This window comes from Crossiella sp. CA-258035 (assembly GCF_030064675.1).
GTDB lineage: Bacteria > Actinomycetota > Actinomycetes > Mycobacteriales > Pseudonocardiaceae > Crossiella.
On record NZ_CP116413.1, the window covers coordinates 8,132,762 to 8,154,404 of the forward strand.

At 72.3% G+C, this 21,643-nt stretch carries 19 protein-coding genes; 7 read left to right on the top strand and 12 right to left on the bottom strand.

What is annotated here, in order from left to right:
* Window positions 1–76: 76 nt before the first annotated feature.
* The 4 genes from N8J89_RS36620 to N8J89_RS36635 form a co-directional block, all read right to left on the bottom strand.
* Window positions 77–3,457 carry a patatin-like protein gene (locus N8J89_RS36620; RefSeq protein ID WP_283661506.1) on the bottom strand — a complete coding sequence of 1,127 codons (3,381 nt, stop codon included), beginning with the start codon at window positions 3,455–3,457 and terminating at the stop codon, window positions 77–79.
* Between the two features lie 100 nt (window positions 3,458–3,557).
* On the bottom strand, window positions 3,558–4,193 hold the full coding sequence (locus tag N8J89_RS36625; protein WP_283661507.1) for a DUF4276 family protein: 636 nt from the start codon (window positions 4,191–4,193) through the stop codon (window positions 3,558–3,560).
* Window positions 4,186–5,289: an AAA family ATPase gene (locus N8J89_RS36630; RefSeq protein WP_283661508.1), complete on the bottom strand. Its 1,104-nt coding sequence runs from the start codon at window positions 5,287–5,289 to the stop codon at window positions 4,186–4,188. Before N8J89_RS36630 ends, N8J89_RS36625 begins: the two co-directional genes overlap by 8 nt.
* A gap of 55 nt (window positions 5,290–5,344) precedes the next feature.
* Window positions 5,345–6,304 carry an HpcH/HpaI aldolase/citrate lyase family protein gene (locus N8J89_RS36635; RefSeq protein ID WP_252485924.1) on the bottom strand — a complete coding sequence of 320 codons (960 nt, stop codon included), beginning with the start codon at window positions 6,302–6,304 and terminating at the stop codon, window positions 5,345–5,347.
* Between the two features lie 115 nt (window positions 6,305–6,419).
* Between N8J89_RS36635 and N8J89_RS36640 the strand changes: the two genes are divergently transcribed.
* Window positions 6,420–6,755: a hypothetical protein gene (locus tag N8J89_RS36640; RefSeq protein WP_283661509.1), complete on the top strand. Its 336-nt coding sequence runs from the start codon at window positions 6,420–6,422 to the stop codon at window positions 6,753–6,755.
* Window positions 6,752–7,648: an aminoglycoside phosphotransferase family protein gene (locus N8J89_RS36645; RefSeq protein WP_283661510.1), complete on the top strand. Its 897-nt coding sequence runs from the start codon at window positions 6,752–6,754 to the stop codon at window positions 7,646–7,648. The genes N8J89_RS36640 and N8J89_RS36645 overlap by 4 nt, the downstream gene beginning before the upstream one ends.
* On the opposite strand, the gene N8J89_RS36650 is transcribed toward N8J89_RS36645, so the two are convergent.
* Window positions 7,645–8,511: a PhzF family phenazine biosynthesis protein gene (locus N8J89_RS36650; RefSeq protein ID WP_283661511.1), complete on the bottom strand. Its 867-nt coding sequence runs from the start codon at window positions 8,509–8,511 to the stop codon at window positions 7,645–7,647. The genes N8J89_RS36645 and N8J89_RS36650 overlap by 4 nt on opposite strands.
* 23 nt (window positions 8,512–8,534) lie before the next feature.
* On the opposite strand from N8J89_RS36650, the gene N8J89_RS36655 reads away from it, so the two are divergent.
* Together N8J89_RS36655 and N8J89_RS36660 are read left to right on the top strand one after the other, a co-directional pair.
* Window positions 8,535–9,845: a magnesium transporter MgtE N-terminal domain-containing protein gene (locus N8J89_RS36655; protein WP_283661512.1), complete on the top strand. Its 1,311-nt coding sequence runs from the start codon at window positions 8,535–8,537 to the stop codon at window positions 9,843–9,845.
* Complete coding sequence (locus N8J89_RS36660) at window positions 9,838–10,395, top strand: DUF1003 domain-containing protein (protein WP_283661513.1); 558 nt, start codon at window positions 9,838–9,840, stop codon at window positions 10,393–10,395. The genes N8J89_RS36655 and N8J89_RS36660 overlap by 8 nt, the downstream gene beginning before the upstream one ends.
* 22 nt (window positions 10,396–10,417) lie before the next feature.
* Here the strand turns inward: N8J89_RS36660 and N8J89_RS36665 are convergent, their stop codons facing one another.
* Entirely contained in the window at window positions 10,418–10,909 is a 492-nt protein-coding gene (locus N8J89_RS36665; RefSeq protein WP_252481087.1) for a MarR family winged helix-turn-helix transcriptional regulator, read from the bottom strand.
* A 121-nt stretch (window positions 10,910–11,030) separates the two neighbouring features.
* Between N8J89_RS36665 and N8J89_RS36670 the strand changes: the two genes are divergently transcribed.
* Window positions 11,031–12,176 carry an Mrp/NBP35 family ATP-binding protein gene (locus N8J89_RS36670; RefSeq protein WP_283661514.1) on the top strand — a complete coding sequence of 382 codons (1,146 nt, stop codon included), beginning with the start codon at window positions 11,031–11,033 and terminating at the stop codon, window positions 12,174–12,176.
* Window positions 12,177–12,294: 118 nt separating this feature from the next.
* Here the strand turns inward: N8J89_RS36670 and N8J89_RS36675 are convergent, their stop codons facing one another.
* Genes N8J89_RS36675 through sigE form a run of 4 tightly spaced genes read right to left on the bottom strand, consistent with a single transcriptional unit; the run spans window position 12,295 to window position 15,498 of the window.
* Window positions 12,295–12,690 (bottom strand): sec-independent translocase, encoded by a 396-nt coding sequence (locus N8J89_RS36675; protein ID WP_252481089.1) that lies wholly within the window; start codon window positions 12,688–12,690, stop codon window positions 12,295–12,297.
* Window positions 12,691–12,723: 33 nt separating this feature from the next.
* Window positions 12,724–14,232, bottom strand: coding sequence for a S1C family serine protease (locus N8J89_RS36680; RefSeq protein ID WP_283661515.1), 1,509 nt, complete (start codon window positions 14,230–14,232; stop codon window positions 12,724–12,726).
* Between the two features lie 55 nt (window positions 14,233–14,287).
* Window positions 14,288–14,905 carry an anti-sigma factor family protein gene (locus N8J89_RS36685; RefSeq protein ID WP_283661516.1) on the bottom strand — a complete coding sequence of 206 codons (618 nt, stop codon included), beginning with the start codon at window positions 14,903–14,905 and terminating at the stop codon, window positions 14,288–14,290.
* On the bottom strand, window positions 14,902–15,498 hold the full coding sequence (gene sigE / locus N8J89_RS36690) for an RNA polymerase sigma factor SigE (RefSeq protein ID WP_252481092.1): 597 nt from the start codon (window positions 15,496–15,498) through the stop codon (window positions 14,902–14,904). Before sigE ends, N8J89_RS36685 begins: the two co-directional genes overlap by 4 nt.
* Before the next feature lie 293 nt (window positions 15,499–15,791).
* On the opposite strand from sigE, the gene N8J89_RS36695 reads away from it, so the two are divergent.
* On the top strand, window positions 15,792–16,442 hold the full coding sequence (locus N8J89_RS36695) for an O-methyltransferase (RefSeq protein WP_283661517.1): 651 nt from the start codon (window positions 15,792–15,794) through the stop codon (window positions 16,440–16,442).
* Here the strand turns inward: N8J89_RS36695 and glgC are convergent.
* Entirely contained in the window at window positions 16,439–17,653 is a 1,215-nt protein-coding gene (glgC, locus tag N8J89_RS36700; protein WP_283661518.1) for a glucose-1-phosphate adenylyltransferase, read from the bottom strand. The genes N8J89_RS36695 and glgC overlap by 4 nt on opposite strands.
* 13 nt (window positions 17,654–17,666) lie before the next feature.
* On the opposite strand from glgC, the gene glgA reads away from it, so the two are divergent.
* Window positions 17,667–18,878: a glycogen synthase gene (glgA, locus tag N8J89_RS36705; RefSeq protein ID WP_283666340.1), complete on the top strand. Its 1,212-nt coding sequence runs from the start codon at window positions 17,667–17,669 to the stop codon at window positions 18,876–18,878.
* A gap of 1,402 nt (window positions 18,879–20,280) precedes the next feature.
* Here glgA and N8J89_RS36710 read toward each other — a convergent pair.
* Complete coding sequence (locus N8J89_RS36710; RefSeq protein WP_283661519.1) at window positions 20,281–21,627, bottom strand: MFS transporter; 1,347 nt, start codon at window positions 21,625–21,627, stop codon at window positions 20,281–20,283.
* Between the last annotated feature and the right edge of the window lie 16 nt (window positions 21,628–21,643).

The following is a 21,643-nucleotide window of genomic DNA, read 5'->3' on the forward strand; positions in this document are numbered from 1 at the left end:
CGTTTTCGTGTGCCATCTCACTGAATTCGACGACAATTAGTGCACGATCAATTCTGCCGCGTAGTTCGATCATGAATTACCTGGAGAACTCGTGCGGGCGGCGTTCCGGGAGCGTGTCGGTGAGGCTGGCCAGCGCGGTGACCGCGTAGGTGGCCACCACGGCGCAGCTGGTGAACCACCAGCCGATGGGCAGCCCGTAGTCGGCGAAGAGCAGCGCGCCACCGGCGAAGACGGCCGCGCTGAGCAGGGCGGCCAGCACCCTGCGGTCCACCCGCATCCAGCAGGTGGCCAGCCAGGTGGTCAGCGCCGCGCCCACGGTGACCGCGGCCGGACCGAAGGAGAGCCCGGCCGAGGCCGCGTACAGGCCGCCCGCGCCGACCAGCACGCCGAGACCGGCCAGCGCGGCCGGCCGGCGCACCCCGCCCGAGGACTTGCGGCGCACCGCGCGGACCGCGGCCCTGGCCGCGAGGAAGATCACCAGCACGGTGGCCACCACCAGCGCCCAGCGGCCGAAGTCCCACACCGTCGGCCCGACCCTGGTCCACCAGGGGATGTCCGCCCAGTCGTCGGGGCGGTGCGCGGTGAGCAGCCCGGCCAGCGCGACCGAGGTGGTCAGCAGCGCGCGTTCCGGCGCGGTGACGAAGAACAGCACGGCCAGCAGCAGCGGTTTCAGCGCGGACATGGCCGCGCGGGCGGCGACCATCGGCACCGTGCAGGACTCGGGCTTGATGGTGCGGTGCGCGAGCAGGCCGAGCCGGATCGCGGTGCGCGCCATCCGCACATCACCCAGGTCCCTGATCTCCTGGTGCCCCACCTGGTACTCGGCGACCTTCTTCTCCAGCGCGCCCGGCGGCACCGGCGCGGCGGGCTCCGGGCTGCCCGGGTTCGCGCCAAGTTCCACACTGTCCACAAAGGACATCTCAGCGGCCACGACCGCCCACTGCACGCGTTCGGTGAGCGCGGCCCTGGTCTCGCGCAGCGCGGGCGGCACCGGGTTGGGCGCGAGCACCTCGGCCAGCTCGGCCCGCACCGCCTCCCGGCGGGTCTCGAACCGCCTGCCGAGGAAACGCCGCCATTCCTTGTCCGCCACCGGGTTCTCCGTGCCCAGCTCGGCCGGGCCGGGCGGGGTGGTGGCGATCCGCTCGATGTCGGCGAAGAGCTCGTCCAGCTCCCGGCCGCGGGCGAACTCACGCAGCCGGGCCGGATCGGTGAGCAGCGAGACCAGGCTGGCCGCGGCGTCCAGCCTGCCCCACATCCAGTCGTTCGCCCGCCACTTCGCCGAGCAGAACGCGGCGAACGCGCCCAGGTCGGTGCCGCAGAGCTTGTCGTCCGGACTGAGGGTTTCCTTGCCCGCCAACAGTTCCCGGAACTCGATCGGGGTGGGCGCGTCACTGGCGATGCGCATGAACCTGATCCGCCCGCCCGCGCTCTGCGCCGCGTGCAGCGGTGCGGTGAGCGCGACCACCTGGGCCAGCGTGATCGGCAGGTCGGGCGCGGTCTCCAGCAGCTGGTGCACCACGGCGTCCAGGTCGGTCTCGGTGCTGCGCGGGCGGCGCGGCGCGGCCTCGGCCAGCCGGGTGGCCGCGGTGTAGACGGCGGGCCAGGCCAGGCCGAGCGCGTCCACCGCCCTGGGTTCCAGGTCCTGCTCCCGCTCCTCCACACCGTCGGCTTCCAGCGCCTCGGCCAGTTCGAGCAGCCGTTCCTGGAACCGCTTGTTCGCCTCGACCTGCTCCCGCTCGTCACCGGGATCGGGGGTGAGCGCGGCCTCCAGCACCCAGCCCAGCGGCTCGCTCACCCCTGGCCCCAGCTCGCGCTGGGCCTGCCGGTACTCCTCGAAGGTGGTGCCGACCCAGGCCCGCAGGTCGGTGGGTTCGCCCGGCTCGGCCTCGGCCAGCGCCGGCCAGCGCCCGTCCGCGTGGTCGGCCAGCACGTCGGCGATCTGGCGCAGCCGGTACAGCACCGCCTTGACCTCGCCAATCGCGGGCAGGTACGCCTCGTCGGCCCACAGTTCCAGTTCCCTGGCCCAGCGGATGCACAGGTCCACCGCCGCGCCGAGCGCGGTGACATCGGCGAACACGGTCTCCGGATCCGCGGCGGCCGCGGCGGCGAGCACCTCGGTCAGCCGCGGCGCGAGCGAGCGCCTGGCCTGCGGCGACCACCCGGCCACCGGATCGTCGTGCAGCGGGGCGCGGCGCAGCAGGCCGGGCGGCCGCTTGGCCGGGTCGAGCAGCGCGACGGTGATCCGCTCGGCGTCCAGGCAGGCCCGCAGGTGCGCGTGCGCCGGCCCGACCCGCCGAACCAGCTCGGTCAGCCCGGTCCCGCGCTCGGCGGCAGGCAGCGCGGTCAGCGGCGCGAACAGCGCCCGCCGCCGCAGCTCGATCCGCCGCACCTCGCGGTTGTGCGCGTCCAGCTCCTCGATGTCGGTGAGCAAGGACTCCTGGTTGTACCGGGCGGCCAGCGCCGCCAGCCCCACCGGCAGCCCGCGCCGCCGCTGGCTGACCGGCTTCGCGGTGGTGCCCACGATCGGTTCGGGGTTGAGGTAGACCAGCCACCGCTCGGTCGGCCCGTCCGCGGGCGAGGCCGCGATCGCCTTGATCGCCGCCCCCACCGGGATGTTGTCCAGCACCCCGCCGTCGATGACCTGGAACGCCCTGCCCCCGGCGGGCGCGGTCTCGGAGAAGCAGCCGATCAGGTCCACCTCGCCGGAGGGGGTGTCCGGCTGCGCCCGCACACTCGCCGGCTCGAACGCCAACGGGAAGGAGGAGGTCGTCCGCGCCGCCTGCGCCAGCTGCGCCGCCGTCCGCCGCGCCTCGGTGCCCGCCGCGAAGTCCGACAACGGATCCCCGGCACACCCCCGGTGCCGGAACCGGAACGCGGCCGAGCGCCGCCGCTCCCGGATGGTCGCCAGCCGGTCGTCCCACCGGGTCACCGTTATCGGGTCCAGCAGCGTCGCGGTCAGCAGCAGGTCCACCCGGTCCGCCAACGGTCCCCGGGCCGGTTCGGCCACCAGCTTCTGCAACCGCTGCCGCAGCTCCTTGCCGAAGTACCCGTCCCCCTCCAGCAACGAGGGCGGCTTCGCCTGGAGCATGGTCGGCGTCGCCCGGCACATCGCGTCCAGATCGCCCAACTGCACCCAGAGATCCCGGATCGCGTCGAACCGGAACCCGTACACCAGGCTCGCCGCCATGATCGCGCTGTTCAGCCCACCCGCCGAGGCTCCGGTGAGCACATCGATCCGCACCGACTCGTACCCGGCCAGCCCAGCCAGCCCCGCCCACGGGTTCCCGGGATCATCCGCCGCCAGCGCACACCGCAACCGCGCGATCTCCGAGGCCGCCCCACCGATCCACACGGCCAGCGACACCCCACCCCGCATGGACAGGGCAAGCCGCAACTCCTGGCGGTTGTGACCGGGCTCGGACGCGGCGGTCCCGGCAGCGGGGTCGAGTGGGCCCATGGGATCAGTGTCTGATCAACGGGACCCGGATGGGGCGGCGCGCGGGAAGTACACACGGTTGGCCGAGCGGGGTCGCGCCGACGGTTGCCCGAACGGGCAGTCAGCGTGCGCGGCGGGCCAGCTCGGCGAGCCAGGCGTCGAGGTGGGGGCACTGCGCGCGGAGCGCGGGGAGACCGAGGTCCTGGATGGCCTTGGGGCCGTGCGCGGTTTTCAGGTAACCGGGGTGGTAGCGGAGCAGCCGCTTGGACGGCGCGGAATCCGGACCGTCGTTCACCAGTTCCGGCCCACCCGCTTTGGCGCAGTCCCGGCTGAGCTTGGTCGCTAGTTGTGGAGAGCGAACATGCGCGGCGAGTTGGTCTCCGGCGGCGAAGACCCAGCTCTCGGTCTCGTGCAAGACCAGGTGCGGCACGAACCGCGGATCGCCGATCGCCGCGGCGACCTGTTCCTCCACCTGACGGACCCGGCTGACCGGATCATTCGACGCCCGCGAGGCCATTCCCGGAGCGTCGCCCGGGAATGCGTAGTAGTCGATGACAGTGGTCAGCACGGCGATGCTGCGATCGTGCAGCAGACGCCAGATGGTGTCCTGGACCCGCGCCCACCGGCTCACCCCGCGCAGCGAGGAATGGGTGACGCCGTAACCGAGTCCCGTCAGCTCGGGGCCGAGCAGTTCCCGTACCAGGATCTCCTCGGTCTGGCCTTCCACGAGCAGATGGATCCGCTGGTACTCAGCCACGTGCCGAGCCCTCGTTGGTGGGACGGCCACCGATCAGGTTCATCTCCCAGATCTCGCCGAGGGAGTACTCGTCCAGCCAGATCCGCAGCGCTTCCGGATCCGGCCGGTGGAACCGCGAGGCGCCCTCCCCTCGCTCGACCACGATCAGGTCGTCCACCGTGAACTGGTTCATCAGGGTCACCGACTGGGTCGCGATCAGCACCTGGCTGCGGGTCGAGGCCGCCCGCAGCAGGTCGGCGAGCTGGACGATCGCGAAGGGGTGCAGGCCGAGCTCGGGTTCGTCCAGCACCACCAGGGCGGGCAGCCTCGGATGCAGCAGAAGTGTGGCCAGGCAGACGAACCGCAAGGTGCCGTCGGACATCTGCCCGGCCGAGAACACCTCGTCAGATCCCTGCTGCCGCCAGCGGAGCAGCACCCGTTCTTCTTGGTTCGGCTCAAGCACGAAGTCCCAGAAGAACGGAGCAACCAGCTGGATCGCGTTGACGATCTGGTCGTAGGCGGCCGCGTAACCATTTTGCTGGTCGTCGCGCAGGGCGAGCAGCACAGCGGCCAGATTGCCCGCGTCCTGCCGAAGCATCAGATTGTCAGCGGTTGACGTCATGCGCTTCGGTGGCGCGCTCGCACCGGCGTCGTGGAAATGGAACACACGACAGCCGCGGAGCAGTTCGACCACATCAGCGTGCGCCGAGATTTCCCGATGCCGAGCATCCCGACGCATGCCGGTCTCTCGTCCGCCGTGACCGAGGGCGACGACCGAGTCCTTGGTGGAGAGAGCCTCGTGGAGAAGGACGAGGTAGTCCTCCCCCGCAGGCTCTAGCACGGCCTCATAGGTGATCGAGGTGGCAGTCAACCGGACGCGGATCTGGCCGCGGTCCGATCCCTCGTTGAGCAGAACAGCGGCGCCACCGTTCTTGCCGACGAAGTAGCCAAGCTCCTCATCGGCGATCCGGCCCAGCATCTCGAATGCACGGATGAAGTTGCTCTTGCCCGCCCCGTTCGCACCGACCAGGACGTTGAGCTGACCCAGCTCGACCGAAGCTGACCTGATCGAGGTGAACCCCTCCACCAGGATCTGCCGCACTCGCTGCTCGGTCACGCGATCACTCTACGGCCGGGCGCCGCGGCCGGTCAGCCGCGACGCCGCGCGCGCCTCAGCTCTCCGGCGGCGTCCACCGGTCCGTGCGCGACATCCCGGCCGCGCGCCCCTTCGCGCTGATCACCAGCGCCATCTTCCGCGAGGCCTCGTCGATCATCTCGTCGCCCAGCATCGCCGCGCCGCGCTTGCCGCCCGCCTCCGAGGTGAACCACTCGTAGGCGTCCAGGATGTTCTCCGCGTGGTCGTAGTCGGACTGGTTCGGGCTGTAGGCCTCGTTCGCGGCCTCCAGCTGGCCGGGGTGCAGGACCCACTTGCCGTCGAAGCCCAGTGCCGCGGACCGGCCGGCCACCCGGCGGAAGCCGTCCACGTCCTTGATCTGCAGGTAGGGGCCGTCGATGGCCTGCACGTCGGTGGCGCGGGCGGCCATCAGGATGCGCATCAGGATGTAGTGGTAGGCGTCGCCCACGTCGTAGCCGGGGGGTTGTTCGCCGACGACCAGGGACTTCATGTTGATCGAGGCCATGAAGTCGGCCGGGCCGAAGATGATGGTCTCGATGCGCGGGGAGGCGGTGGCGATGGCGTCCACCTCGACCAGGCCCTTGGCGTTCTCGATCTGGGCCTCGATGCCGATCTTGCCGACCTCGTAGCCCATGGTCTTCTCGATCTGGGTCAGGGTCAGGTCCAGCCAGGCGACCTGGTCGGCGGTCTGCACCTTGGGCAGCATGATGCAGTCCAGGTTCGCGCCCGCGCCCTCGACCACCTCGACCACGTCGCGGTAGGTCCACTCGGTGGTCAGGTCGTTGACCCGGACCACCCTGGTCTTGCCCTCCCAGCCGCCCTCGTTCAGCGCCGCCACGATGGTCTTGCGGGCGGCCGGCTTGGCCAGCGGGGCGCACGCGTCCTCCAGGTCCAGGAACACCTGGTCGGCTGGCAGGGTGCGGGCCTTGTCGATCATCTTCTGGCTCGAACCGGGAACGGCGAGACAGGAACGACGGGAACGCCTGCGGTCGACCACTGCGGACCTCCTTGTACCGACCAGTAACAACGCGGCTTGGCCGAATGCTGGCACGCCGATCAAGACTCGGCCACTCCGCTGAGGTCTCTCTCACAACGCGTGCGATGCTGAACCGGTGGAGACCACCCGACTGCTGGACGCGGCCCTCCGCAAAGCGGCCGCGGTCTGGATCACCCCGGCCGGCGGCCGGGCGAGCCTGGTGTGGGCGCTGTGGCGGGACGGCGCGCTCTGGATCGCGGTCGGCGGCGCGGAGCAGACCGTGCCCGGACTGACCGACGGCGCCGCCTGCACGGTCACCGTCCGCTCCCCCAGCACGCACTCCCACCTGACCGAGGTGGCCGCGACCGCCCGGCTGACCGAGCCGGACCCGGACACCCGCACGGCGCTGGCCGCCGCCCGGCTGAACGCGGAGCTGCGCTGCGCCCAGGTCTTCCGGGTCGAACCAACGTGATCGCGGTACCCGCCCGGTTCGTCTCCGAGATCATCGCCAGGCAGGGCGACACCGCGCGGCCCTGGCTGGACCAGCTGCCCGAGCTGGTCCGCGACCTGTGCGAGTTCTGGCGGGTCGAGGTGGACGGCCCGCTCGCGCACGGCCGGTTCGCGCTGGTGGTGCCGGTGCGCAGCGGCGAGGACCGGTACGTGGTCAAGGTCTCCTGGCTGGACGAGGACACCAAGCACGAGTCCACCGCGCTGCAGCGCTGGGCAGGCTGCGGCGCGGTGCGGCTGCTCGCCGAGGACCCGGCCCGCGGCGCGATGCTGCTGGAACGCCTCGACGAGCAGCGCACGCTGGAGCGGGAGCCGCACGACGCGGCCTGCGAGATCGTCGGCAACCTGGCCAGGCGGCTGTGGGTGCCGCCACCGCCGAGCGTGCCCCGGCTGATCGACGACGCCCTGCTGTGGGCCGCCGACGCGCACCACGAGTGGGACCGGGTCGGCCAGCCCGTGCCGCACCGGCTGGTCGGCCGGGCGGTGCGCGCGCACATCGAGCTGACCTCCGGCGGCTACCGGCCCTCGCTGCTGCACCGCGACCTGGAGTTCGCCAACGTGCTGGCCGGCCGCCGCGAACCCTGGCTGGCCATCGACCCGAAGCCGATCTCCGGTGACCCGCACTACGAGCTGCTCCCGTTGCTGCGCAACAGGTTCGGCGAGCTCGGCGGCGCGGCGGGACTGCGCAGGCGGCTGGCGCTGCTGACCGACGCGAGCGGGCTGGACCTGGCCCGCTCGCGGGAGTGGGCGCTGGCCAGGGCGGTGGACGAGTGGATCAGCGCGGTCGGGCAGGGGCCCGCGCGCCAGGAGCGGGCCGAGGTGGCCAAGACGCTGGCGGAGTGGCTGGCGGAGAGCTAGTCCGGCACGCGCAGGCTGCCCTGGCCCACCTCGACGACCCCGCCCCACACCGTGACCTCCCGGGCCAGCCCACCGGCCGCGGTCACCGCGCAGTGCAGCTCGGACGGCCGCCCCACCCATTCCCCCTGCCGCACCAGGTACTCCGACCGCCCCTGCGCGGGCAGCAGTCCGCGCGCCACCAGCCACACGCCCAGCCCCAGCGCGGCCGAGCCGGTCGCCGGGTCCTCGCCGCCGGTGCCGCGGAACATCCGCACCGTCGCGGTCCGGGCCGCCGGGTCCCAGGCCACCGGCACGATGCCGCGGCCGAGCACCGCGGCGAGCACCAGCTCCGGCCGGGCGGTGGCGGCGGGCAGTTCGGCCGGGTCGGCCAGGAAGTAGTTGAAGTCCAGGCCACAGCCCGCGATCCCGGCCTTGACCGAGGTCTCGGCCGGACGCAGGCCCACCGCCTCGGCCAGCACCTCGGCGTCCAGGTCCGCGCCGAGCACGGGGGTGCCGCCGGTGAGCCGGGCGCCGCGCTCGTCGACCGCCACCGGCAGCAGGCCCGCGCCGCACTCCTGCACCGCGGTGCCGTGCCCGAGCACCCCGTCCCTGGCCAGCACCCAGGCCGTGCCCACACTGGGGTGTCCGGCGAAGGGCAGCTCGACCAGCGGGCTGAACGCGCGCAGCCGGTAGTCCGCGCCGGGTTGGGTGGGCGGCAGCGGGAAGGCCGTCTCGGAGAGGTTCAGCTCGCGCGCGATGGCCTGCATGGACCGGGTGTCCAGCTCCTCCGCGCCGTGCACCACGGCCAGCGCGTTCCCGGCGTAGGGCGTGGCGGTGAACACGTCCACGAGGTCCATGCGGAGGGTCTTGCCCGGTAGTGCCACGGCCGTGACGTTAGCCTGCGGTCATGCCAGGTCCGAACCGGGTTTTCGCCGCACAGCTGGCCGGCCTGACGGTCTTCGGACCGGACGGTGAGTCCATCGGCAAGGTCAGGGATGTGGTGGTGGGCCTACGGGTGGACCGCTCGCCACCCAGGGTGCTGGGGCTGGTGGTGGAGCTGATCACCCGGCGGCGGATCTTCGTGCCGATGCTGCGGGTCACCTCGATCGAGTCCAGCGCGGTCGCGCTGGCCACCGGTTCGGTGAACCTGCGGCACTTCCACCAGCGGCCCAACGAGGCGCTGATCATCGGCGAGCTGCTGGACGCGCACGTGACGCTGGCCGACGGCGGCTCGGCGGTGGTGGTCGACGCCGGGCTGGAACCCACCCGCACCAGGGACTGGCTGGTCAACAAGCTGGCCGTGCGGCAGCGGTCGGGGCGGCTGGGCCGGCGCGGGCCGGTGCAGGTGCTGGCCTGGGAGAAGGTGGGCGGGCTGGCCCGCGCGCGGATCGCCGAGCAGCCGCAGGGCACCCAGCAGCTGCTGGCCGTCTTCGACGAGATGCGCGCGGTGGACGTGGCCTCCGCGCTGCACGAGCTGACGCCCAAGCGCCGGTACGAGGTGGCCGACGCGATGGACGACGAACGGCTGGCCGATGTGATCGAGGAGCTGCCGGAGGAGGACCAGAAGTCGCTGCTGCGGCACCTCGGCGAGGAGCGGGCCGCGGACGTGCTGGAGGCGATGAACCCCGACGACGCGGCCGACCTGCTGGCCGAGCTGGACGAGGGCGACAAGGACCGGCTGCTGGAGCTGATGGAGCCGGAGGAGTCCGCGCCGGTGCGCAGGCTGCTGGAGTACTCCTACGACACCGCGGGCGGTCTGATGACGCCGGAGCCGATCGTGCTCTCCCCGGACGCCACCATCGCCGAGGCGCTGGCCAGGGTGCGCAACGGCGACCTGACCCCGGCGCTGGCCAGCATGGTCTTCGTCTGCCGCCCGCCCAGCGCCACCCCGACCGGCCGCTACCTGGGCTGCGTGCACTTCCAGCGGCTGCTCCGCGAACCACCCTCGGACCTGGTGGCCGGCCTGCTGGACAAGGACCTGTCCCAGCTCTCGCCGACCGCGACCCTGTCCGAGGTCACCCGCTACTTCGCCGCCTACAACCTGGTGTGCGCGCCGGTGGTGGACGAGGGTGAGCACCTGCTCGGCGCGGTCACCGTGGACGACGTGCTGGACCACCTGCTGCCGGAGGACTGGCGGGCCAGCGGCCTGCCCGACACCGAGGTCACCGAGGAACCGAGCCCAGACGGACCGAACGCGGAGGACCGTTCCCATGCCTGAGCTGCTGCCCCGCCGCAGGCTCGACCAGCCCCGCCAGCCGCGCAGGCTGTCCTTCGAGCTGGACCCGGAGGCCTTCGGCCGGTTCTCCGAACGGATCGCCCGGTTCCTGGGCACCGGCACGTTCCTGTTCTGGCAGACCGTGCTGGTGATCGTGTGGATCAGCTTCAACCTGCTCGCGGTGTCCCTGCGCTGGGACCCCTACCCGTTCATCCTGCTCAACCTGGCCTTCTCCACCCAGGCCGCCTACGCCGCGCCGCTGATCCTGCTCGCGCAGAACCGCCAGGACGACCGCGACCGCATCTCCCTGGAAGAGGACCGGGCCCGCGCCGAACGCACCAAGGCCGACACCGAGTACCTGGCCCGCGAGCTGGCCGCGCTGCGCCTGGCCGTCGGCGAGGTGGCCACCAGGGACTACCTGCGCAGCGAGCTGGACCGCCTGCGCACCGACCTGGCCGCGCTGGAAGGCGACCGCAAACCCAAGCGGGACAAGCGCGACAAAGCCGCGGACCGGGTCCGCGAGGATCCGCGCTGGGCGGATGACCGGGTCTAGCGCACGGGCGGCGGGTCCCGCACTAGGCCTGGGCGCGCCGGTTCGACGCGACGGGTAGCTCGCCGTCAGCGAGCTGGGAACACGTTCGTCCCAACGAGTCCAGCTCCGCGCTGCCCAGCAGCGAGACGAAGTGCCTGCTGATCCCGCTGAGGTGGGTGTCCGCGGCCGACCGGAGCCGGTCGAGGCCGCGGTCGGTGAGCACCGCGACCACTCCCCGGCCGTCGCCGTCGGCCCGCTCGCGGCAGACCAGTCCGGCGCGTTCCAGGCGGTCGACCAGGCGGGTCACCCCGGAGCGGGAGAGCAGCACGGCTTCGGCCAGCTCGGTCATCCGCAGCTGGCGCTCCGGAGCCTCGGCGAGCTGGACGAGGACGTCGTAGGCGGCAAGGGACAGGCGCTGTTCGGTGATGAGCTCGGCTTCCAGCCATCGGGTGATGCGGGCGTGGGCGCGCAGGAACGCGCGCCAGGTCGCCAGCTCACTGCTGGTCGGTAATCGAGCCGTACCGGGGTCCGACACGATCCACCATGTTACGGAGAGCTGCAAACCGGTCGCGGAGTGCCCCGGCAATTCGGTCAAAAAAGTTGGCGGAGGCTGCCGGTGGGCAGGGTGGATCTGCCGCTGGACGTAGCATGGCCGGGTGACCCCTTCCCGTGTCAGCCCTTCCGTCGACGCCATCCGCGAGGCCCTGTCCCACGTCCAGGACCCGGAGATCCGCAAACCGATCACCGAGCTGGGCATGGTCAAGGACGTCGAGGTGGCCGAGGACGGCTCGGTCGACGTCTCGATCTACCTGACGGTCGCGGGCTGCCCGCTCCGCGACAAGATCACCAGGGATGTCACGGAGGCGGTGTCCGCGGTCGCGGACGTCACCGGCGTGCGGGTGCACCTGGACGTGATGAGCGACGCCCAGCGCACCGAACTGCGCAAGAGCCTGCGCGGCGGCCAGGAGGAGCCGCGCATCCCGTTCGCCGAGCCGGGCTCGCTGACCAGGGTCTACTGCGTCGCCTCCGGCAAGGGCGGGGTCGGCAAGTCCAGCGTGACGGTGAACCTGGCCGCCGCGATGGCCGCCAAGGGCCTGTCCGTCGGCGTGGTCGACGCCGACATCTACGGCCACTCCATCCCGCGCATGCTGGGCGCCACCGGCAAGCCGACCCAGGTGGAAAAGATGATCATGCCGCCGTCCGCGCACGGCGTGAAGGTCATCTCCATCGGCATGTTCACCCCCGGCAACACCCCCGTGGTGTGGCGCGGCCCGATGCTGCACCGCGCCCTCCAGCAGTTCCTGGCCGACGTGTTCTGGGGCGACCTGGACGTGCTGCTGCTCGACCTGCCGCCGGGCACCGGCGACGTGGCCATCTCCATCGCCCAGCTGGTGCCGAACGCGGAGATCCTGGTGGTCACCACGCCGCAGCAGGCCGCGGCCGAGGTGGCCGAGCGGGCGGGCGCGATCTCGCTGCAGACCCGTCAGCGGGTGGCCGGCGTGATCGAGAACATGTCCTGGCTGGAGCTGCCCAACGGCGAGCGGATGGACATCTTCGGCACCGGCGGCGGCCAGATCGTGGCCGACTCGCTGAGCACCGTGATCGGTTCCCCGGTCCCGCTGCTGGGCCAGGTCCCGCTGGACCCGCGGCTGCGCGAGCAGGGCGACGCGGGCGAGCCGATCGTGCTGGCCGAACCGGAGGCCGCGGCCGCCAAGGTGCTGCGCGGTATCGCGGAGAAGCTGAGCGTCCGCTCCCGCGGCCTGTCCGGCCGTCTGCTCAGCGTCAGCCCGGCAGGCCGCTGACCCCCACCCGCGTGTTGGCCGAACTTGTACGCGGTCTTGGCCGAACCCGTACACCAGGTTCGGCCAACACTGCGTCCATATCGGCCAACACTCTGTACGAGTTCGGCCAACACGATGGTCAGGTGGCGTCCGGGTCGAACGGCGGGCGCTCGTTGTAGCCGAGCGGCCGCTGCACCGGGGGCTGGACCACGGGGGCGCCTGCCGGGCTCGGCGCGTGGCCGTTGGGCTTGTGGTGGAAGTCGTCTTCCACGTCGTTGAGCAGGTGCTTGGTCACCGCTCGGCGCGGGTCGAAGTCGCGGATCTTGCGCAGGTCCTCCAGCGGCTTGCGGAACTCCTCGAACTCCGGGCCGATCTCGGACTTGAGCTGCTCCCGCGCGCCGGTGGCGTACTCGCGCACCTTGCGCAGGGTCTTGCCCAGCCAGGCCGCGGCCTCCGGCAGGCGTTCCGGGCCGAGGATGAACAGGCCGGCGACGATGAGCACGAGGATCTCGGCCCAGCCAATGCTCTCGAACACCACGCCTCCCAGCTGTTCTCCGTCGAGCCCAGACTAGTCGGACTTCAGCGTCACGTTGAGGGTCAACTGGCGGCCCTGCCGGGCCAGCAGCACCGGCACCGTCTCGCCGATCTTGTGCTGCTGCACCGCGACCAGCAGCTCGTCGGCATTCTTCACGGTGCGCTCGCCCAGCTTCAGGATGACGTCGCCCTCCTGGATGCCCGCGGCGGCCGCCGAGCCGTTCTGCACCACGTTCTGCACCTGGGCGCCGCTGACGGTGGCGTTCATCACCGACTTGAGGTTCAGGCCGATGTCGGGGTGCTTGACCACCCCGCTGCGGATGAGCGCCTCGGCGATGCCCTTGGCGTCGTCGATCGGGATGGCGAAGCCGAGGCCGACCGAGCCGCCGCTGCGGGAGACGATGGCGGTGTTGATGCCGATCAGCGCGCCGGTGGAGTCGACCAGCGCGCCGCCGGAGTTGCCCTGGTTGATCGCGGCGTCGGTCTGCACCGCGTTGAACACCACGTCCTCGATCCGGAACGGGCGGTTCACCGCGGAGACGATGCCCTCGCTGACCGAGCCGGCCAGGCCGAGCGGGTTGCCGATGGCGATGACCTTGTCCCCGACCTGCAGGTCACCGGACTTGCCGATCTGCGCCACGGTCAGGTTGGACACCTCGACCTTGAGCACGGCCAGGTCGTTCTTGGGGTCGCGGCCGACGATCCGGGCCGGCGCGCGCTGGCTGTCGTGGAAGACGACCTCGACCTTGGCGTTCTGCGCGTTGGCGGCCATCTCGACCACGTGGTTGTTGGTGATCACGTAGCCCTTGCCGTCGATCACCACGCCGGAGCCGAGGCCGCCGCTGTCGCCGAGGCGGACCTCGATGGAGACCACCGAGGGCAGCACCTTCTTGGCCAGGCTGGCCAGCGAGCCGGGTTCGCGCTCCTTGCCGGGGGCCACCTCGGCCAGGGTGATGTCCGGGTCGTTGAGCGGGTTCGCGCCCTCCGCGGTGAGCCTGCCGATGACCCCGCCGACCAGGCTGACCACCAGCACGAACCCGACCAGGCCGAGCAGCGCGGCCGGGGTCAGGCGCTTGCCGAAGGCCAGCTCACGCAGGCTGAGCCGGGGACCGGGGCCGGTGATCCGGGGGCCGGTGTCCACGGGCCGCTCGCTGACCGCGGTGGCGGGCGGGCCGAGCACAGCTCCCGCGGCCGGGTCGCGCCAGGCAGCGCCTTCCGGCTGGCCGTTGGCCGACCACAGCACCGGATCGGGCTCGGGCCGGGGGTCCGCCGGCTGGTCGCCGGGCGGGCGCTGGAGCAGCTCCGGGGAACCCTCCGGGCGGCCGAACGCCTTGGTCAGCGCCTCCGGCGGGGGCGTGGCCAGGTGGATGCCGTTGCCGGGGGTCTCCGGCCGGTGCGGGTCGAAGGCGCTGTCCACGCCGGTGGGGCGGCTGAACACCGCGGACTGCGCGGGGTCGACAGCGGGCCGGTGCAGCGGACGCGGCTCCAGCCGCGGCCGCTCATCCGCGCCGGGCTGACCAGGGCTGGACTGCTGCTCGCTCATCATCGATGAGCCTGCCAAACCGGTGGTGAAGTCCTCGTACGAGGAGAAGTCTTGATCAGCGGCCGGTCAGCTGCGCGGGCACGCCCGCGGGGACCTGGCCGATGATGCCGCCCTGCGAGGGCGTCTGCTTGACCTCGGCGGTGGGCGCGGAGGCGGCGGGCACGGCCAGGGCGAGCGCGCCGAGCATGAAGCCGGAGACGACCATGCCCGCGCCGTTGCGCACCCGGCGGTTGCCGAGGCCGTAGCGGCGCTGGCTGCCGAATGCCGGGCCCGCGCCGAAGGGGGTGCTGCCGCCCAGCACGGGGCCGGAGCCGAAACCGCTGGCCGGACGCGCGGCCGCGGCGGCCCGTGCCGCGTTGGGCCGCTGCACGGTGACCAGCTGACCGTCCTCGGTGACCGCCAGCTCCTCCGGCATGGCCGGCAGCTCGACCTCCTGCGGGATCGCGCACAGGGAGGCCATCAGGCGGTTGGAGATGCCAGGGGTGCCCGCGGACCGGACCGCGGACTGGGCGGAACGCTGAGCGGAGACCTCGGCCGCGCACCGTGGGCACTTGGCCACGTGCGCGGACGCTCGGTCGTGGGCCACCGGCGACAGCTCCCCGTCGACGAACGCGACGATCGCGTCCGGGGTGAGGTGCTGTTCCGACCTGACCCAACCGCGCAGGTCCGTCATCCGTTCTCCTCCAGTGCCGCAGCGAGTTCGCGGTGCCGCTCCAGCGCCGCCTTCATTGCCTGCCGTCCCCGGTGGATCCGGCTGCGCACGGTGCCGAGCTTCACGCCCAGCGTCGCGCCGATCTCCTCGTAGGACAACCCCTCCACGTCGCAAAGCACAACAGCGGCGCGAAACTCCGGCGGGACCTCGTCCAGCGCGGCCTGCAGCTCGGGGCTGAGGTGGGTCTCCTCGTACACCTCTTCCGGCGTGGGGCCGTCGTCGGCGATCCGGTCCTGGTCGTCGGGCAGGCCCTCCATCTTGACCCGCTGCTTGCGGCGGACCATGTCCAGGAACAGGTTGGTGGTGATCCGGTGCAGCCAGCCCTCGAAGGTGCCCGGCTTGTACGCGGTCAGGTGCCGGAAGACGCGGATGAACGTCTCCTGCGTCAGGTCCTCCGCGTCGTGCTGGTTGCCGGTGAGCCGGTAGGCCAGCCGATAGACCCGGTCGGCGTGCTCCCGCACGACCTCGTCCCACGTGGGGACCTTCCACTCGGCCACCTCAGCCGGGACGGCCGTGGCCGTGCCGGTGGCCAGGCTTCTCTCCTGGGTACGCATCGTGCGGGTGGCACCTCCTGCGGGCGGTTCGCTCCGCCCTGTCGGATCAACGTGTCAGGGTTGGTCTTTAGTTCCCAGGACGCGCCACGGGCACTTCTGGTTCACCCCTCGACTTCTGTTCGACCTACTGTGTCCGAGGCCGGTGAGGGCGGGGTTAGAGCGAGCTGAGAGCAGCCTGAGAATCCGCCGGAACCGCCGTCCGGGTGTACTTGCCCACTGTGTCCTGCCCCGATGGGCGTTCGATACGGCGCGTACACCCACGCGGTGAGTGGCTGCCAGTAACCTTCCCGCTCGTGACACCGGAGACGCCGACCACCTCAGCTTCGGCCGTGCGGGACTACGTGGAGGACTACCTCGCCGAGGACGAGGTGCTCGCCGCGGCCAGGGCCCGGGGGCGCGAGCTGGGCTGCATGCCGATCGCGCCCAGCGGCGGCTCGGCGCTGCGCTTCCTCGCGGCCGCGCTGCAGGCCAGGGTGGTGGTGGAGATCGGCACCGGCGCCGGGGTGAGCGGGGTGTGGCTGCTCCGCGGCATGGCCGCCGACGGCGTGCTGACCTCGATCGACCTGGAGCCGGAGCACCAGCGGGCGGCCCGACGGGCGTTCGTGGCGGCCGGGATCAGCCCCGGCCGGACCCGGCTGATCCTGGGCCAGGCCCTGGACGTGCTGCCCCGGCTCACCGACGGCGGCTACGACCTGGTGTTCGTGGACGCGGCCAAGGCCGAGTACCCGCGCTACCTGGAGGAGGGCGTGCGGCTGCTGCGCCCCGGCGGCGTGATCGCCTTCGACAACGCGCTCTGGCACGGCCGGGTGGTCGACCCCGCGCACAAGGACCCGGACACCAACGGCCTGCGCGAGGTGGCCAGGCTGGTCCGCGCGGACGAGCGCCTGGTCCCGGTGCTGCTGCCGCTGGGCGACGGCCTGCTGCTGGCCGCCAAGACCGGCTAGTCGGCCCGCACGCCCTTGCCCAGCACCACGATGCCGCCCGCGCTGACCGTGTAGCGCTCGCGGTCGGCCGCCTGGCTGACCCCGATGCCCGCGCCCGGCGCGACCACCACGTTCTTGTCCAGGATCGCGCCGCGGACCATCGCGCCGCGGCCGATCCGGACGCCGGGCATGAGCACGCTGCCCTGCACCTGGGCGCCCGGCTCGATGATCACGTCCGAGCTGATCACCGAGTTGCTGACCAGGCCGGAGACGATCGAGCCCGGTCCGACCACGGACTCCTGCGCGGTGCCGCCCTGGACGAACTTGGCCGGGGCCAGCGGCGGGGTGGCGGTGCGGATCGGCCAGGCCTGGTTGTAGAGGTTGAACACCGGGTGGATGGACACCAGGTCCATGTGCGCGTCGTAGTAGGCGTCCAGGGTCCCGACGTCCCGCCAGTAGCCGCGGTCCCGGTCGGTGGCGCCGGGCACGTTGTTGTCGGCGAAGTCGTAGACCGCGGCCTGGTCCCGCTCGACCAGCATGGGGATGATGTCGCCGCCCATGTCGTGGTCGGAGTCCGGGTTGGCCGAGTCCTGGCGCAGCGCTTCCAGCAGGGTCTCGGTGCGGAAGATGTAGTTGCCCATCGAGGCGAAGGTCACCTCTGGGTCGTCCGGGGTGCCCGGCGGGTCGCTGGGCTTCTCCAGGAACCGGGTGATCTTGCCGCTGGCGTCGGCGTCGATGCAGCCGAAGGCCTTGGCCTCCGCCCGCGGCACCCTGATCCCGGCCACGGTGACGCCCGCGCCGGAGTCGACGTGCTGGCGGATCATCTGCGCCGGGTCCATCCGGTACACGTGGTCGGCGCCGAAGACCACGATGTGGTCCGGCCGCTCGTCGTGCACCAGGTTCAGCGACTGGTAGATCGCGTCCGCGCTGCCGGTGTACCAGCGCGGACCGAGCCGCTGCTGGGCGGGAACCGGGGTGATGTACTGCCCGAGCACGCTGGACAACCGCCAGGTGGTGGAGATGTGCCGGTCCAGCGAGTGCGACTTGTACTGGGTGAGCACGCAGATCTGGGTCAGGCCCGCGTTCACCAGGTTGGACAGCACGAAGTCGATCAGGCGGTAGTTGCCGCCGAACGGCACCGCGGGTTTCGCCCGGTCCGCGGTCAGCGGGAACAGCCGCTTGCCTTCCCCGCCGGCGAGCACGATTCCGAGAACGTGCGGCTGGCCTCTCACGATCACCGACCCTATATGTGACGCCCTTCGCCGACTAGCCTCCCGAAGCGTGCGAGTTGCGTTGCTGACACGGGAATTTCCGCCGGAGGTCTACGGCGGGGCTGGTGTGCACGTCGGGTTCCTGACCCCGGAGCTGCGGTCCCTGGTGGACGTTGACGTGCACTGCTTCGGCTCCGCGCGGCCGGATGCGGTCGCGCATTCCGCCCCGCCGGGCCTGGAAAACGCCAACCCGGCGCTGAGCACGCTGGGCGTTGATCTGTCCATGGTGGACGCCATCGGCAACGTGCAGCTCGCGCACAGCCACACCTGGTACGCCAACATGGCCGGGCACCTGGCCAAGCTGCTGCACGGCATCCCGCACGTGGTCACCGCGCACTCGCTGGAGCCGCGCCGCCCGTGGAAGGCCGAGCAGCTCGGCGGCGGCTACCGCCTGTCCAGCTGGGTGGAGCGCACCGCCTACGCCGCCGCGGACGCGATCATCGCGGTCAGCGAGGGCATGCGCGCCGACGTGCTGGACTGCTACCCGGAGCTGGACCCGGCCAGGGTGCACGTGGTGCGCAACGGCATCGACAGCCAGCGGTACCACCCGGTCACCGAGACCGGCGTGCTGGAGCGCTTCGGCATCGACCCGGCCCGGCCCACGGTCGCCTTCGTCGGCCGGATCACCCGGCAGAAGGGCGTCGGCCACCTGGTCGCGGCCGTGCACCAGATCGACCCGGAGGCGCAGCTGGTGCTGTGCGCGGGCGCGCCGGACACCCCGGAGATCGCCGAGGAGACCGCGGCCGCGGTTGCCGAGCTGTCCGCGGTCCGGCCGGGGGTGTTCTGGATCCAGCAGATGCTGCCGCAGGAGGAGGTGCGGCAGGTGCTCTCGCACGCCAGCGTGTTCGTCTGCCCCTCGGTGTACGAGCCGCTGGGCATCGTGAACCTGGAGGCGATGGCCTGCGGCACCGCGGTGGTGGCCTCCGACGTCGGCGGCATCCCCGAGGTGGTGGCGGAGGGCGAGACCGGTCTGCTGGTGCACTACGAGGAGGCCGAGCCGACGGCCTTCCGGGCTGGTCTGGCCGCCGCGGTGAACGAGCTGCTGGCCGATCCCGCCCGCGCGCGGGCCATGGGCGAGGCCGGGCGGCGGCGGGCGCGGACCGAGTTCTCCTGGGCCGCGATGGCCGCGCAGACCGTGGACGTGTACCGATCCGTGCTGGGCGAGGACTACGCCGGACGGTCGTGACGCTGATCACAGTTTGATCTTTCCGTAACCATACAACCCCGCAAGGCGATTCTGCGCCTTAGCCGGTAGTGGGACTTGATCTCCTATCGGAGGGGTTTTTTGTGGCGGTGTGTGCCGACTGGGGCCGGAGCTCGGCCGTGCTGGCCGTGCTGCTGGTGAGCACCGCCTGCGGCGCGCAGCCCGAGCAGCCGAAGCCGGAGCCCGCGCCGATTCCAGTGGACGTGGCCATCGGCGGCAAGCGGCTCAACGGCGGTCAGCACCTCCAGTCCGCGGCGGAGGCCTCCATCACCAGGGCGCTGGCCCAGCAGAAGGTGGCCAGGTCGGGGGACGGCAGCGTGCACTGCTGGTTCGCCAAGGTGGACCCGAACGTGCAAGCCCAGGGCGGCCGCGCGGTCGACGTCACCGACACGCTGTGGTGCGGCCCGGTGCAGGTGCCGGGCACCGGACCGGCCCCGGACTGGATCCCGGTGCCGCTGGCCCAGCGGGACGGCCAGTTCTCCGTCGGCGAGCCGAAGCTGCCCGAGCCGGGCACCTCCAGCACCCCGTCCACCGAGATGGTGCGGGTGGACGGCACCGTGGCCAAGCCGGGCGGCGAGGAGCAGCGCAGCGCCGGTCCCGGCTTCTTCGCGGTGGTCGCGGACAACGGCGGCAGGTCCAACGGCGACCTCGGCCTGATCCCGGCCGACGCGGTCCACCTCAGGGACGACTTCCTCACCGTGCGGGCCACCGGCTGGGGCAACCCGCAGCGGTTCACCCTGCCCGACGGGGGCGTGCTCAGCCCGGAGTCCGGCAGCAGGCTGGCGGTGCTGCGGCTGCACAGCGACCGGGTCAGCCAGCTGGAACAGGAGCTGACCGACCTGAGCTGGACCCGGGGCGCGCCGCCGCGGCCGGAGCTGGCGCTGGACCTGCCGGACGGCTGGCACGACGTGCCGGACTCCCAGCTGCCCCAGTTCGGCTCCTTCTTCCTGGTCTTCACCGTGCCGGTCAAGGACACCGGCCAGGCCGCGCCCCGGCTGGTGCTGCGCTCCAAGACCGGCCCCGGCCTGGAGCAGCAGGTCGAGCTGCCCACCGGCAAGGCCGCCTACCCACTGCCGCCCGCGCTGCGCCGGGCCTCCGGCGCGGCGGCCCAGCTCACCGCGAGCCAGGCGCTGACCTTCCAGCACGCGGGCAGCTCCGGCACCGCGAAGCTGACCGTGCAGGGCGTGCGCCTTGGCATGCAGCGGCCGGTGCTGGACAGCGCGGGCAGGCTGGACCTGGAGTCCGCGGCGCCGGGCAAGGCGCTGCTGGAGATCCGGCTCAAGGGCGAGGGCGGGCTGCCGGAGGCCCTCGGCGGGCCGAGCACCGCCGAGCACATCCAGGTCAAGCTGCCCAGCGGGGCGAAGGCGCCGCTCAAGGGCGTGCGCTACGGCGGCGACGTCTTCCCGACCGCGCTGGTGGTGGAGGTGCCGTCGAACGTGCCCTCGGTGACGGTGTCCCTGGCCCCGGCCACGGTGACCCTGCCCAGCCGCGGCCCGTTCACCTTCGCGCCTGCCGCGCCCGCGATGACCCTGCCCCTGAACTTCTGAGCCGGTCGCTCCGCCCGCCAGGCCAGTCCGGCGGCCACCGCGGCGGCACCGGCGGCCAGCACCCAGCAACAGGACATGGCGACCACGCCGAGCCAGCCGAAGGGCGCGTAGACCAGGCCGCCGAGGGTGCCGCCCACGCTGCTGCCCAGGTAGTAGCAGAGCAGGTAGATCGCCGAGGCCTGGCCGCGCGCGGCCGAGGGGGCGCGGGCGCCGACCCAGCCGCTGGCCACCGCGTGCACCGCGAAGAACGCGCCGGTGAGCACCACCAGGCCGATCACGATCAGCACCAGGTCCTCCGACAGCGTCAGCAGCAGCCCGGCCAGCACCAGAGAGACGCAGCACAGCAGCACCGGCAGCCGTCCGCGCCGGTCGGCCAGCCGCCCGGCCAGCGCCGAGCACGGGCCACCGGCGGCGTAGCAGAGGAAGACCAGCGCGACCACCGCCGGCGCGAGCAGGAACGGGGCCTGGGTGAGCCGGAAGGTGATCACGTTGTGCACCGCGACGAACACCCCGGTCATCAGCAGCGCCACCGCGTACGGGCCGTAGAGCACCGGGTCGCGCAGCGCAGTGCGGACGCCGCCGAGCACCGCGGGCAGCCGCAGGCCCGGCCGTCCGGCGCGGGAGCTGGGCAGCAGCAGGATCGCCAGCAGGCCGCTGACCGAGGCCAGCGCGGCCGCCGCGGTCAGCCCGGCGGGCCAGCCGCCCCAGCCGGTGGCCAGGCCGGAGATCACCCGGCCGGACAGGCCGCCCAGTGAGTTGGCCCCGACGTAGCGGCCCATCGCGGCGCCCACCCGGCCCGGCTCGACCTCCTCGGCCAGGTAGGCCATGGCCACCGCGGGCAGTCCGGCCACCGCCAGGCCCTGCGCGGCGCGCAGCGCGAGCAGCGGGCCGAAGGACTCCGCCAGCGGGCAGAGCACCCCGATGCCGACCGCGGTGACCAGCGCGCCGATCATCACCGGCCGGCGGCCCACCGCCTCGGACAGCATGGCCAGCGGCAGCACTCCGACGGCCAGCGCGAGGGTGGCCAGGGTGACGCTCAGCGAGGCCTGCGCCTCGGTCAGCCGGAAGCCCTCGGCGAGCACCGGCAGCACCGACTGCGGCGCGTAGAGCAGGGCGAACACCGTGAACCCGGCAGCGGCGACGCCGAGGGTCAGCCGGGTCTGCCGCCACTGCTCCGAGGTCATGGACCGACCGTAGGGA

Excerpts from the sequence above, each read along its gene's own strand:
- N8J89_RS36710 (WP_283661519.1), bottom strand. The coding sequence starts at position 21,627 with ATGACCTCGGAGCAGTGGCGGCAGACCCGGCTGACCCTCGGCGTCGCC.
- sigE (WP_252481092.1), bottom strand. The coding sequence starts at position 15,498 with ATGCGTACCCAGGAGAGAAGCCTGGCCACCGGCACGGCCACGGCCGTC.
- N8J89_RS36685 (WP_283661516.1), bottom strand. The coding sequence starts at position 14,905 with ATGACGGACCTGCGCGGTTGGGTCAGGTCGGAACAGCACCTCACCCCG.
- N8J89_RS36680 (WP_283661515.1), bottom strand. The coding sequence starts at position 14,232 with ATGAGCGAGCAGCAGTCCAGCCCTGGTCAGCCCGGCGCGGATGAGCGG.
- N8J89_RS36660 (WP_283661513.1), top strand. The coding sequence starts at position 9,838 with ATGCCTGAGCTGCTGCCCCGCCGCAGGCTCGACCAGCCCCGCCAGCCG.
- N8J89_RS36655 (WP_283661512.1), top strand. The coding sequence starts at position 8,535 with ATGCCAGGTCCGAACCGGGTTTTCGCCGCACAGCTGGCCGGCCTGACG.
- N8J89_RS36620 (WP_283661506.1), bottom strand. The coding sequence starts at position 3,457 with ATGGGCCCACTCGACCCCGCTGCCGGGACCGCCGCGTCCGAGCCCGGT.